Origin of the sequence: Segatella copri, assembly GCF_019249655.2 — a bacterium.
Taxonomy (GTDB): Bacteria; Bacteroidota; Bacteroidia; order Bacteroidales; family Bacteroidaceae; genus Prevotella.
On record NZ_CP137557.1, the window covers coordinates 3952501 to 3964652 of the forward strand.

At 48.4% G+C, this 12152-nt stretch carries 10 protein-coding genes; 9 read left to right on the forward strand and 1 reads right to left on the reverse strand.

The features are described from left to right. Positions 1-153 precede the first annotated feature (153 nt). The 9 genes from KUA49_RS15965 (at position 154) to priA (ending at position 10432) form a co-directional block, all read left to right on the forward strand. Positions 154-735 carry a hypothetical protein gene (locus tag KUA49_RS15965; protein WP_218411740.1) on the forward strand — a complete coding sequence of 194 codons (582 nt, stop codon included), beginning with the start codon at positions 154-156 and terminating at the stop codon, positions 733-735. A gap of 124 nt (positions 736-859) precedes the next feature. After that, the gene (locus KUA49_RS15970; protein ID WP_089543964.1) at positions 860-1081 is read left to right on the forward strand and encodes a DUF2795 domain-containing protein; all 222 of its coding nucleotides are present in this window, start codon (positions 860-862) and stop codon (positions 1079-1081) included. Positions 1082-1219: 138 nt separating this feature from the next. Then, positions 1220-2155, forward strand: a complete 936-nt coding sequence (locus tag KUA49_RS15975) for a type IX secretion system membrane protein PorP/SprF (RefSeq protein WP_217763071.1) — start codon at positions 1220-1222, stop codon at positions 2153-2155. Between the two features lie 28 nt (positions 2156-2183). Next, positions 2184-3644 (forward strand): SUMF1/EgtB/PvdO family nonheme iron enzyme, encoded by a 1461-nt coding sequence (locus tag KUA49_RS15980; RefSeq protein WP_203041055.1) that lies wholly within the window; start codon positions 2184-2186, stop codon positions 3642-3644. 5 nt (positions 3645-3649) lie between these two features. Continuing rightward, a complete protein-coding gene (gldL, locus tag KUA49_RS15985) occupies positions 3650-4633 on the forward strand; it encodes a gliding motility protein GldL (protein ID WP_218411741.1) in 984 nt (327 codons plus the stop codon). Positions 4634-4665: 32 nt separating this feature from the next. Then, positions 4666-6222 (forward strand): gliding motility protein GldM, encoded by a 1557-nt coding sequence (gene gldM, locus KUA49_RS15990; RefSeq protein ID WP_218411742.1) that lies wholly within the window; start codon positions 4666-4668, stop codon positions 6220-6222. Positions 6223-6249: 27 nt separating this feature from the next. Next, positions 6250-7314: a gliding motility protein GldN gene (gldN, locus tag KUA49_RS15995; protein ID WP_218411743.1), complete on the forward strand. Its 1065-nt coding sequence runs from the start codon at positions 6250-6252 to the stop codon at positions 7312-7314. Positions 7315-7385: 71 nt separating this feature from the next. Further along, entirely contained in the window at positions 7386-8021 is a 636-nt protein-coding gene (locus KUA49_RS16000) for a porin family protein (RefSeq protein ID WP_218411744.1), read from the forward strand. A gap of 137 nt (positions 8022-8158) precedes the next feature. Further along, on the forward strand, positions 8159-10432 hold the full coding sequence (priA, locus tag KUA49_RS16005; protein WP_218411745.1) for a primosomal protein N': 2274 nt from the start codon (positions 8159-8161) through the stop codon (positions 10430-10432). Between the two features lie 144 nt (positions 10433-10576). Here priA and KUA49_RS16010 read toward each other — a convergent pair whose 3' ends face one another. Continuing rightward, the gene (locus tag KUA49_RS16010; RefSeq protein ID WP_218411746.1) at positions 10577-12130 is read right to left on the reverse strand and encodes an OmpP1/FadL family transporter; all 1554 of its coding nucleotides are present in this window, start codon (positions 12128-12130) and stop codon (positions 10577-10579) included. Between the last annotated feature and the right edge of the window lie 22 nt (positions 12131-12152).

Genomic DNA, 12152 nt, shown 5'->3' on the forward strand with positions numbered 1-12152 from the left:
GATTTCTGAGGCTCTTCTTTTTCCCACAGATTTCACAGATTTACACAGATTTTTTTTTATTTCCCACAGATTTCACAGATGTGCACAGATTTTTTGACCTGTTCGGTCTGTGATTTCACAGATTTTTTGTATCTTTGCATTAAAAAAAGGATTATGCATTATTATTTGAGTACATGGTGGAGATGGTTGAGACGCTGCGGCTGTAGCCGTGGCTTCGGGGTGCAGTCGCCTTCGGCTTATGCCTTTATCCGCTATGTCATCAATGAGCATTATCCTTATTATGCTTACCTGGAACTGCAGGATAGGCTTTCCTGGTTTGACAAACGAGGACATCAAACTGGAAGACTCCTTTTGAGACTTGCCAACTTCTGGCAGCCGGAAATCTGTATGGTTAATGAGCATCGCTTTGATGCGTATCTGCATGCCGGTTGCTTGAAAGCGATGCAGAAAGTGATGGATGAACAGTTTCTGGCAGCTGCAAAAGGCAGGAAAAGGATGGTGGTCATCGACCTGGAGAAGATGGGAATGAAGGAAGTGAGAACTCAGGTTCTTCCACTTTGCGACGACCAGACGATGCTCGTACTTCTGGGCAATCTCTATCGTGAAAAGCAAGGCGAGGAGTGGCACCAGCTGCAGGAATCAGATTATTGTGGCATCACCTACGACCTCTACTCTTTGGGCATCATTTTCTTCGATAAAAAGAAATTTAAGCAGCATTATCGCATGAATTTCTAGAAAAAATGCAAATAAATGCTATTATCTGCACTTTCTAGCGAAAAAAAACGCCAAAAAACTTGCAGATAAAATAAATTTTATTACTTTTGCAGCCAAATTGGTAGAAACGTTAAATAATATAGCTATGTATTGGACACTTGAATTAGCTTCAAAGCTAGAAGATGCACCATGGCCTGCAACTAAAGAAGAGCTGCTCGACTATGCAACTCGCTCAGGTGCGCCTCTGGAAGTTCTGGAGAATCTGCAGGAGATAGAAGACGAAGGTGATGTTTACGAGAGTATCGAGGACATCTGGCCTGATTATCCTTCAAAGGATGACTTCTTATGGAATGACGACGAATATTAAAAGTCGATGATAGGGCTGTTCTCTTACCAGGGGGCAGCCTTTTTCATCTTTCTGATGTCTCTCTTCCGACTATACCTTATTAATATATAATAATCCCGGCGATTTATAATATTTCGCCCGCTTTTACGTTATTACATTGTGTTAAGACGAATCATCATATTAGTTTTTTTGCTGACAGGAGTGCTCGTTTCCAGAGCACAGTATGATCCTTCCTTCAGTCATTATTTCGACATGGAACCATCCTACAATCCTGCGGCAGTGGGTAAGCAGGCAAAACTCAACGTAACGGCTGCTTACGCATTGGATATGGCCGGATTCGAACATAATCCTAGAACCATGTATCTGGCAGCCGACCTGCCTTTCTATGCGCTGAAGAATTATCACGGCGTGGGTGCTACGATGATGAACGACCAGATAGGACTCTTCACCCATCAGCGACTCAACCTGCAGTATGCCTACAAGACCAAACTCTTCGGAGGAACGATGAGCGTGGGTCTGCAAGCCGGATTCCTCAGCGAGAGTTTCGACGGCAGCAAAGTGGATGCTGGAGAATCGGGCGACCCTGCACTCGCCACATCTGAAGTGAAGGGGAGCGGATTTGATGCGGGAGCCGGACTCTACTATCTGCATGGCAACTGGTATGTGGGACTTTCCGCACAGCATCTTACCTCTCCAACCATCGAGCTGGGAGAAACCAATGAGCTTAAGATTGACGCAACGTATTATTTGACTGGCGGATACAATATTAAGCTCCGAAATCCGTTTTTAACTATAAAGTCGTCTGCCCTCGTGAAGTATGACGGAACGGCATGGCGAGGCGACGTTACCGGGCGATTGGTTTACCAATACGACAAGCGTCTGCTCTATGGCGGCTTGACCTACAGTCCTGACAATTCCGTAACTTTCCTGGTGGGCGGTTCCTTCCATGGCGTCATTTTGGGTTACAGTTATGAATGGTACACCTCGAAGCTGAGCTTTGGCAACGGAAGCCATGAGCTTTACATCGGATACCAGATGGATCTGAACCTGGTGAAGAAAGGTAGAAACAAACATCAAAGTGTAAGAATACTCTAAGAAGAATATCAAGAATATGAACCGTAATATGAAGAAAAGTATAATGCTCCTCAGCTCGCTGGTGGCTCTCCTGACCCTCAGCGGTTGTTTCGGTGCCAAGTCTAGCTCGATGGCAGGCAGAGGCGGTGAGGTGGTTGGAGTTGGCGGAAGAAGTTTCGCCGAACCTGCCCCATACGGCATGGTGAAGGTGAACCGGGGATTCCTGAAGATGGGTCTGGAAACCCAGGATTCTTTGTGGGGACAGAAGACGCCTCGCAAGGATGTTTCCGTGGATGGCTTCTGGATGGATGATACGGAAATCACCAACTCAGAATACAAGCAGTTTATCGCCTATGTTCGCGATTCCATCCTCCGTACCCGTCTGGCAGATCCTGCCTATGGCGGCGACGAGACTTACATGATTACCGAGGATAAGAACGGCGACCCTGTAACTCCACAGATTAACTGGAAGAAGCAGTTGCCTAGAAAGCCAAACGAGGATGAGAAAAGAGCGATGGAAAGTCTCTATACTTCCAATCCTGTGACTGGCGAAAAGCTGATTGACTGGCGACAGCTGAACTACAAATACGAGATTTACGATTATACCGCTGCGGCACTCCGCAGAAACCGTCTGAACCCGCAGGAGCGCAACCTGAATACCGATGAGCAGGTGAATGCCAACGAGGTGGTGATGATTTCTAAGGATACTGCCTATGTGGATGATGAGGGACGAATCATCAGCGAAACCATCAACCGCCCGTTGAGCGGACCATGGGACTTCCTTAATACCTACATCGTGAATGTGTATCCAGACACCACCTGCTGGGTGAATGATTTCCGCAATTCAGACAACGAGGCTTACTTGAGAAGTTATTTCAGTAATCCGGCATACAATGATTATCCGGTGGTGGGCGTTACTTGGGAGCAGGCAAATGCTTTCTGCGCCTGGCGTACTGACTATCTGCTGAAAGGTCTGGGACCTGAAGCCCGATTCGTGCAGCGTTATCGCTTGCCTACTGAGGCAGAATGGGAGTATGCGGCAAGAGGCAAGAACCAGAACGAGTTCCCTTGGGAGAACCAGGACGTGAAGAACGGAGACGGATGCTTCTATGCCAACTTCAAGCCAGATCGCGGTAATTATACCAAGGACGGCAATCTGATAACCAGCAAGGTGGGCATCTACTCGCCAAACTCAAACGGACTTTATGATATGGCAGGTAACGTGGCAGAATGGACCAGTACCATCTATACCGAGGCTGGTGTGGATGCCATGAACGACCTGAACCCTGAGTTGAAATACAATGCAGCGAAGGAAGACCCTTACCGCTTGAAGAAGAAGAGCGTGAGAGGCGGTTCCTGGAAAGATCCGGAATCGTTCATCCGTTCGGCATGGCGCTCCTGGGAATACCAGAACCAGCCACGTTCGTATATCGGATTCCGCTGTGTGCGCAGTCTTGCCACCACATCGAGTGCAAAACAGAAACCATCAAAGAACAAGAATAGGAGATAATAAAAATGGGCGAATATAGTAAGTTTAACATCGTATATCATCTGCAGAAATGGATGGACAGTGTGCCTGGACAGACCTTTCTGAACTATGCTTATAGCTGGGGTGCATCTATCGTTATCCTGGGTGCCCTCTTTAAGTTGACCCACTTGCCGGGAGCCAATTTCATGTTGTTTGCCGGTATGGGTACTGAGGCGTTCGTGTTCTTCCTTTCAGCCTTCGACCGTCCTTTTGACAAGACAGCCGATGGCAGAGATATTCCTACTCATGTTACTGAGGAATACTTGGAGACTGGAAAGGTTACTTATGGGGAGGCTGAAGAAGCAGCGGCATCTGCTGCATCCGGTTCTGCAACTGTAGCTGGTTCATCTTCTGCTGCTTCTGTTTCAGGAACTCCTGTTTCTGGTGGTCAGACCATCATTATCGGCGGTGGAAGCTTTAGCGGAGGTGCTGGTGTATCTGCATCTTCTTCTGTTCCTGGAAGCGAGAGCGAAGGCGCTGAGCAGATTGACGAGAGTGTTGCAGCGGCCGTAGCTCCAGGAGCAGGATTCTCGGAGAATGGTGAAGCCGTAGCCGGTGCCATTATGACTGGTGGTTCAGTGGCCGGTGGCTCTGTTGCAGGCGGTAATGCCGCTTGGGTAGCTGGTCAGCAGGGTGTTACCCCAGAGATGGCTGATGCACAGAACAATTATGTTGAGGAATTGAAGAAGCTTGTTGAAACCCTTGAAAAGGTGAATGAGCAGAGTACCCGTTTGACCCGTGACAGCGAGGAGATGGAGAACCTGAACCGTACGCTCACAGGTATCAGCAAGGTTTATGAGATGCAGTTGAAGGGTGCCAGTCAGCAGATTGGAACTATCGACCAGATTAACGAGCAGAGCCGCAAGATGGCCCAGCAGATTGAGCAGTTGAACAAGATTTACGCACGTATGATAGAGGCGATGACCGTAAACATGCGTGCTGCAGCTCCTCAGGTAAAGAGTGAAGAGTAAAGAAAAGTATTGAATTTAGCAAATTAATATAAATGGCTATAAAGAAAAGACCCGTTTCACCACGCCAGAAGATGATTAACCTGATGTACGTCGTCCTGATGGCTATGCTTGCGTTGAACGTCTCTACGGAGGTGCTCGACGGATTCTCTATTGTGGAAGACAGTCTGAATCGAACCACAGCCAACTCTTCCGCAGAGAACAATGCAATCTATAGTGACTTTGCCGATCAGATGAAGCAAAACCCTACCAAGGTGAGGGAATGGTTCGAGAAGGCTAAGCAGGTAAAGGACATGAGTGATGCGCTCTATAACTTTGCCCAGGAACTGAAGGTTGCTATCGTAAAAGAGGCTGACGGCAAGGATGGCGACGTGAGCAATATCAAGAACAAGGAAAACCTGGAGGCTGCCGGCATCGTGATGCTTGCACCGGGTACGGGCAAGGGAAAGAAACTCTATAGGGAGCTGAATCGCTACCGCGACCGCATCCTGGAGCTGGTGACCGATGAGCATCAGAAGAAAATCATCGCCAGCAACTTCTCTACCCAGGTGCCTAAGAGCGAGAAATATCTGGGTAAGAATTGGCAGGAATACATGTTTGAGAATATGCCGGTGGCTGCTGCCGTAACCCTGCTCTCGAAGATTCAGAGCGATGTGCGCTATGCTGAGGGAGAAGTGCTGCACAACCTGGTGGCGAATATCGACATGAAGGATATCCGTGTGAACAAACTCGATGCCTTCGTGATTCCTGAGAAGACTACGCTTTATCCGGGCGAAAGATTCAATGCCAACATCGTGATGGCTGCCGTGGATACTACCCAGCAGCCGGAAATCTACGTGAATGGCATGAGAGTGAACAGCGCCAGTGGACAGTATAGTTTCACGGCAGGTGGAGTGGGAGAGCACCAGTTCTCCGGCTACATTCTGATGAACAATGCCAAGGGCGATGTGATGAAGCGCAACTTCATCCAGAAATATAGCGTGATTCCGGCACCTAATACGGCAACAGTGGCGGCAGACCTGATGAACGTGCTCTATGCAGGTTTTCAGAATCCTATCAGTATCAGTGTGCCGGGCGTGCCAGCCAATGCCATCTCTGCATCGATGACTGGCGGTTCGTTCGTATCGAAGGGCAACGGCCATTTCGTGGCAACCCCAGCGGCTGTGGGCAAGGATGTAACCATCCGTGTAACGGCACGCGACAAGGGGCAGACCCGCACGATGCCTCCATTCGTATTCCATGTAAGAAAGTTGCCAGATCCAACGGCTTACCTGGCATTGGGAACCACCCGTTTCCGTGGCGGCGGTCTGGCGAAGGCATCCCTGATGGGTGCCACAGGCATCCATGCAGCCATCGACGACGGATTGCTGGATATACCTTTCAAGGTGTTGAGTTTCGAGACCGTCTTCTTCGACAACATGGGTAACGCCATTCCATTGGCATCGGCAGGTGCCAACTTCTCCGATCGTCAGAGAAACGAATTCAGAAAGCTTTCTCGCAGTCGCCGTTTCTATATTTCGCATATCAAGGCTGTGGGGCCGGATGGCATCACCAGAAATCTGCCTACTGCGATGGAAGTAATCGTGAAATAAATTAGTAAAATTTCAAAGTTCAAAATAATGAAAAAGATATTGTTCATATTCATGCTCTTGGGAATGGTGCAGGGCATCGTGGCTCAACCTCAGGCACGCCGTAAGCAGGCGGCAAAGGAGGCGGCTGCGAAGAAATCGAATGCCGGCAACATTACCACCCGTGCACAAATCTCTTTCCCTACTGCTGCTCCTATGGAGGAGGACGTGGTATGGAGAAGAGACATCTATCGTGAGCTGAGTCTTACCGATAATGCCAATGCCGGACTGTATTATCCTGTGGAGCCTATGGGCAACCAGATGAACCTCTTTACCAACATCTTCAGATTGATGATGACCGGTAAGGTGGCGGTGTTCCAATATCGTCTGGATGGTAACGAGAGTTTTACGGCAGCAGACAGGGTTGACCCGAAGTCTTTCCTGGACAACTATCATATCTATTATGAAAAGAAGGCAAACGGAAGAATCTCGCTCGACAACAGCGACATTCCTTCCAGAGAAGTGAAGGCATATTATATTAAGGAGTCAACCTATTTCGACCAGCGAACTTCCACCTTCCATACCAAGGTGTTGGCACTTTGTCCTATCATGACCCGTGATGATGACTTCGGTGATGGCGGAACCAAGTATCCGCTTTTCTGGGTGCGCTACGACGACCTGGCTCCATATCTTGCCAAGCAGCAGATAATGACCAGCAATCTGAACAATGCGGCGGTGATGAGTGTGGATGATTACTTTGTGAGAAATCAGTATAAAGGAAAAATCTACAAGACCAACAACATGTTGGGACAAACCTTGGCGCAGTATTGCCACTCCGATTCGGCTCTGGTAAAGGAGCAGAAGCGAATTGAGGGCGAACTGGCTACCTTTGAGAAGAATCTCTGGGGAAACCAGGAGAAGAAGGATTCGCTCGACAGTATTGCCAAGGCGGACAAGAACGTAAAGGGCAAGGTGAAGAAGGAGAAGAAGAGCAATCGCCGTGGCGGTTCATCTTCCAGAAGAGAGGCTAAGGTGAAGGAGAAGCGCAGCAACAGCAGTTCTTCTTCTGCATCCAGCGGTTCGGCACGAGTAACCGTGCGCCGCCAGAGACATTAGAAAATGAATCACAACGTGTGTGATATGTGTGATGATAGAAAATAGAATTTTAATTTTAAAAGGTAGAAAAAATGAAGAAGATTTTATCTCTTGTATTTTTGGTAGCGGCAATGATGTTTGCTACTAGCGCTAACGCCCAGGTAAAGTTCGGTTTGAAGGGCGGTTTGAATGTGACAAGTATGTCGTTTAGCGAGGATGTATTCGATGCTTCCAACAAGACAGGTTTCTTTGTAGGTCCTATGGTTAAGTTCACTGTGCCTATCGTGGGCTTGAGCTTTGATGCTGCAGCCTTGTACGACCAGAAGGAGGCTGACGTTAAGTATGCCGATACTGATGGTGAACTGGGTAAAGTCAACGTGAAGCAGCAGTCTATCAACATCCCTGTGAACGTGCGTTATGGCTTCGGCTTGAGCAGTTTGGCAAATGCCTTTGTTTTTGCTGGTCCACAGTGGGGTATCAATGTAGGTGACAAGAACTTCAAGTGGAATGAGACAAGCAGCTATTCTCTGAAGAAGTCAAACTTCAGCGTAAACGTAGGTGCTGGTGTTACCCTGTTGAGCCATCTTCAGATTTCAGCCAACTACAACATCGCTTGTGGCAAGTCGGCTGATGCCAGCCTTGTCAAGGCTGCCGAGGCACTTACCAATGCAGGCAAGGACAAGAGCCGCAACAACTCTTGGCAGATTGCCTTGGGTTACTGGTTCTAATGAGAAGTTAGACAGTATACTTCACAAGTTTATACATTAAAATATATAAAAGCAGGTACCCCTAGTTGGGTATCTGCTTTTTTTTTGCTATCTTTGCAGAACTTTAGATCGTAAAAAGAAAAGGAGAACGTTATAACATGAGATACGTAGATGTGATATTGCCCCTTCCGCTCGACGGAACCTTTACCTATTCTATCCCTGAAGGGATGGAAGAGAAGGTTGTGCCCAACATGCGCGTGCTTGTTCCATTGGGCAAGAGCAAGAAGTATATCGCGATGGTTGCTGATGTGCATTCGGAAAAGCCGGAATTCACCTGCAAGCCCATCGAGGCGGTGCTCGACGAATATCCGTCGCTCCTTCCCCAGCAGATGCGTCTCTGGCAATGGATCAGCGAATACTACATGGCTCCCCTGGGCGATGTGTTTGGTGCTGCCATGCCATCGGGCATGAAATCTACGGAGAAATTCAAGCCCAAGATGGAACTTTACGTGGAGCTGGCTAGCAGTTATCGCAATGAACAGGCTCTGCACGTGGCACTCAATATGGTGCAGCGTGCCCTGAAGCAATCGAAGACCTTAACCACCTTCCTTGCTCTTTCCCATTGGGACAGTCTGGAGGGTGATACGCCCAGGGAAGGTATCAAGAAGGTGACCAAGGAGGAACTGATGAACGAGGCACGATGCACGGCTGCAGCCGTCAAGGCACTCATCGACCGGGGTATTCTCTTTACCTATGAACTGGAGGTGGGCAGACTGAACACTTCGGGCGAATCGCATTTCGAACTCATCAAACCGCTTTCCGAAGCCCAGCAGGATGCCTACAATCAGATACTCCTGAAGATGATGAATAAGAACGTGGTGCTTCTGCATGGTGTGACTTCGAGTGGAAAGACTGAAATCTACATCCATCTTATCAGGAAAGCCATCGAGGAACATAAGCAGGTGCTTTATCTGCTGCCCGAAATCGCCCTCACCGTTCAGATTATGGAGCGACTGCACAAGGTGTTTGGCGACCGGCTCGGCATCTTCCATTCTAAATACAGCGATGCAGAACGTGTGGAAATCTGGCAGAAGCAGCTATCGGGACATCCTTATGATGTAATCCTGGGAGCGAGAAGTGCCGTCTTCCTGCCTTTCCAGAAACTGGGACTCGTCATCATCGACGAGGAGCACGAGAACTCTTTCAAGCAGCAGGACCCATCGCCACGCTATCATGCCCGAAGCGCCGCCATCGTGCTTGCCAGCATGTATCCCGAGGCAAAGGTGCTGCTGGGTACGGCTACGCCATCGATGGAGAGTTACTACAATGCGCAGCAGGGCAAGTATGGACTGGTGGAACTGAAGACGAGATTCAAGGACATTCAATTGCCGGAGATTCAGGTGGTGGATGTGAAGGACCTTCGCCATAGAAAGATGATGACGGGGGCTTATTCGCCACAGTTGCTGGCAGCGGTGAGGGAGGCGTTGAAGAATGGTGAGCAAGCCATTCTCTTCCAAAACCGAAGGGGATTTGCACCGATGATAGAGTGCAAGGTGTGCGGATGGGTTCCGAAATGCAAGAACTGTGATGTTTCGCTCACCCTGCATAAGAGCATCAACCTGCTGACCTGCCATTACTGCGGATTCACCTATCCCGTGCCTACGGTATGCCCTAACTGCGGTAGTACGGAACTGATGGGACGAGGCATCGGAACGGAACGCATAGAAGACCAGATAGCCGAGATATTCCCCGAGGCACGTATCGCCCGCATGGACCTGGATACCACCCGTACGCGCAATGCCTACGAGCGACTGATCAGCGACTTCTCATCGGGAAAGACCAATCTTCTGATAGGTACGCAGATGATATCCAAAGGTCTCGACTTTGACAAAGTGAGGGTTGTGGGTATTCTGAATGCCGACTCGATGCTGAACTATCCTGACTTCAGAGCCTACGAGCATGCCTTCATGATGATGGCGCAGGTGAGCGGAAGAGCCGGAAGAAAGGGCAAGCGGGGACTCGTGATTCTGCAGACCAAGAATCCTACGCTTCCTATCATCAGTCAGGTGGTACACAATGATTACGAAGCCCTTTTCAAGGGTATCCTGGAAGAGAGAAGAATGTTTCATTATCCACCGTTCTTCCATCTTATCAACGTGTTCCTGAAACATAAGAACGAGAAGGTTTGCCAGCAGGCAAGTCTGGAACTCGGCAAGACGCTGAGAAGCTGGTTTGGCGAAAGAGTGCTCGGACCGGATAAGCCGGCTGTGGCTAGGGTGAAGACAATGAATATCCGCAAGATTGTCATCAAACTGGAGAATGGTATCGACCAGAAGAAGGTGCGCGAATATCTGAAGTATGCCCAGCAGATGATGGCAAAAGATCCGAGGTATGGGGCTTTGCAAATATACTATGATGTGGATCCGCAATAATCAGACAGATGATTGATGTGACAAAATAAAAATGGCTATCCCAATCGAAAGAGAGGGATAGCCTTTTTTGCATGTTTGTAGTTATGAATTGATCTATTATGTTTAGGAAACATAAGTCTAATTCTACTTTTTTCAACCTCTTCTTTAGAAGTTGATATCGAGACCCACCGCAAACACGTTGTTGTTACGGGTGTAGTCAGAGGTGTAGTTGATGCTCTTGTCTGCACTGAGCTGAACATTCTCTGAGGTCTTCTTATGCTGATAGAATGTGTGGAAGTAAGCCACGTTCAAATCCATCTTCTTGTTGATGTGGTAAACACCACCGACGGCAGCAGAGTTGGAACCAACAACGAATGACTTGTCATCCATATACTCATCGCTCAAGCCATAGTTGGTGTTCTGCCAACCTGTACTCAAGGTAATCTTCTTGTTGACATCCACCTCAACACCTGCGTTGTACTCCAAGGTACCACGGTCCAATTTCTCCTGACGATTGTTGTATGATGTTGCGTGCTTGTCGTCGAACCAGTGGAAACCTACGTTTACGCGTACGGCATTTACAGGGCTGTAACCTACACCAAGTGCCAGGTATGCAGGAATATCGCCTGCAATCTTCTTACCATCTGCGTATTCGCCGATAGCCTTATCAAGCTTGGTGTCGAACTGGGTCTTCAACTGACCCATTGCTCCCTGGATGGTGGCGTTATTCAAGATAGCATCAGCAGCCTGCTCAGGTACACCGCCTGCGATGTAAGCATTGCGGAGGTTGTCAGGAAGGTTACCGATACTAGGCACCTGGTTTACTGATTTGTTCTTCAGGCGAATGCGAGTCTTGAACTCGTATTTAGCTGCGAAGTTCCACTTGCCAGTCTTGAAATCCACACCAATAATAGGAGTAAAGCCCACACCGCTCTGGTCACAGCTCAACTCAATGTTGGCAGCTGTTTCCTTGGTTGGGTCGAGCACCTTATAGAGAGGCATGTTGCCAACCTTGATATCTTCTACATATCCGTAGTAGTTAGTAGATGCATAGATACCACGTACACCTGCGAATGCGCTGAAGTTGTCGCTGAACTTATAGGCTGCACCTAAAGAGAGACCATAGTAGTACTGACGGCCGTGCATATAGCTGTTGTAGCTATACTGTCCCTTTTTTCCGAAAGCATTTTCGCCAGTGAATACGGCTGGAACTCCATACTGTGCTGCAACCTGATCCACAGCACCTGCCAACTGGCAAGCTGCCAAAGCAGTTTCGGCAACAATCTTCTCGAAAGAGCCCAATCCATCATCGAAGGTACACTTTCCGCCGCCACCTGTAAGGGCGAAACCTGCCTGGAGTGACCATCTGCCTTTATTATAAGCATACTGGAAAGAAGGGATGACAGGCGCAAACGCCTTACCCTTGAACTCGCGTGGAGTAGTAGGATTGTTCACATTGTTAGTGAACAATGGATAATCATTTTCAATGCTACGTGTCTGGTAAGCCAACTGCCAGTTGATGGCAAGATGCTTTCCTTCACCCATGAATACAACGCCGGCAGGATTGTAGTAAACGCCGTCAATACCGATAGAAGCCTCACGGCTCATCATTCTGTTGAATGCAACATGCTGGTTGGTATTAGTGAGCAAACCACCTGCAAAAGAAGGTGCTGCACAAGCCATCGCAATGGCTAAACTAACTAATTTTACTTTCTTCATTTTAATAATATTAAATAAAAAC

Coding starts and splice junctions, on each gene's coding strand:
- KUA49_RS15965 (WP_218411740.1), top strand. CDS start 154: ATGCATTATTATTTGAGTACATGGTGGAGATGGTTGAGACGCTGCGGC.
- gldM (WP_218411742.1), top strand. CDS start 4,666: ATGGCTATAAAGAAAAGACCCGTTTCACCACGCCAGAAGATGATTAAC.
- KUA49_RS16000 (WP_218411744.1), top strand. CDS start 7,386: ATGAAGAAGATTTTATCTCTTGTATTTTTGGTAGCGGCAATGATGTTT.
- KUA49_RS16010 (WP_218411746.1), bottom strand. CDS start 12,130: ATGAAGAAAGTAAAATTAGTTAGTTTAGCCATTGCGATGGCTTGTGCA.
- KUA49_RS15970 (WP_089543964.1), top strand. CDS start 860: ATGTATTGGACACTTGAATTAGCTTCAAAGCTAGAAGATGCACCATGG.
- gldL (WP_218411741.1), top strand. CDS start 3,650: ATGGGCGAATATAGTAAGTTTAACATCGTATATCATCTGCAGAAATGG.
- gldN (WP_218411743.1), top strand. CDS start 6,250: ATGAAAAAGATATTGTTCATATTCATGCTCTTGGGAATGGTGCAGGGC.
- KUA49_RS15980 (WP_203041055.1), top strand. CDS start 2,184: ATGAAGAAAAGTATAATGCTCCTCAGCTCGCTGGTGGCTCTCCTGACC.
- priA (WP_218411745.1), top strand. CDS start 8,159: ATGAGATACGTAGATGTGATATTGCCCCTTCCGCTCGACGGAACCTTT.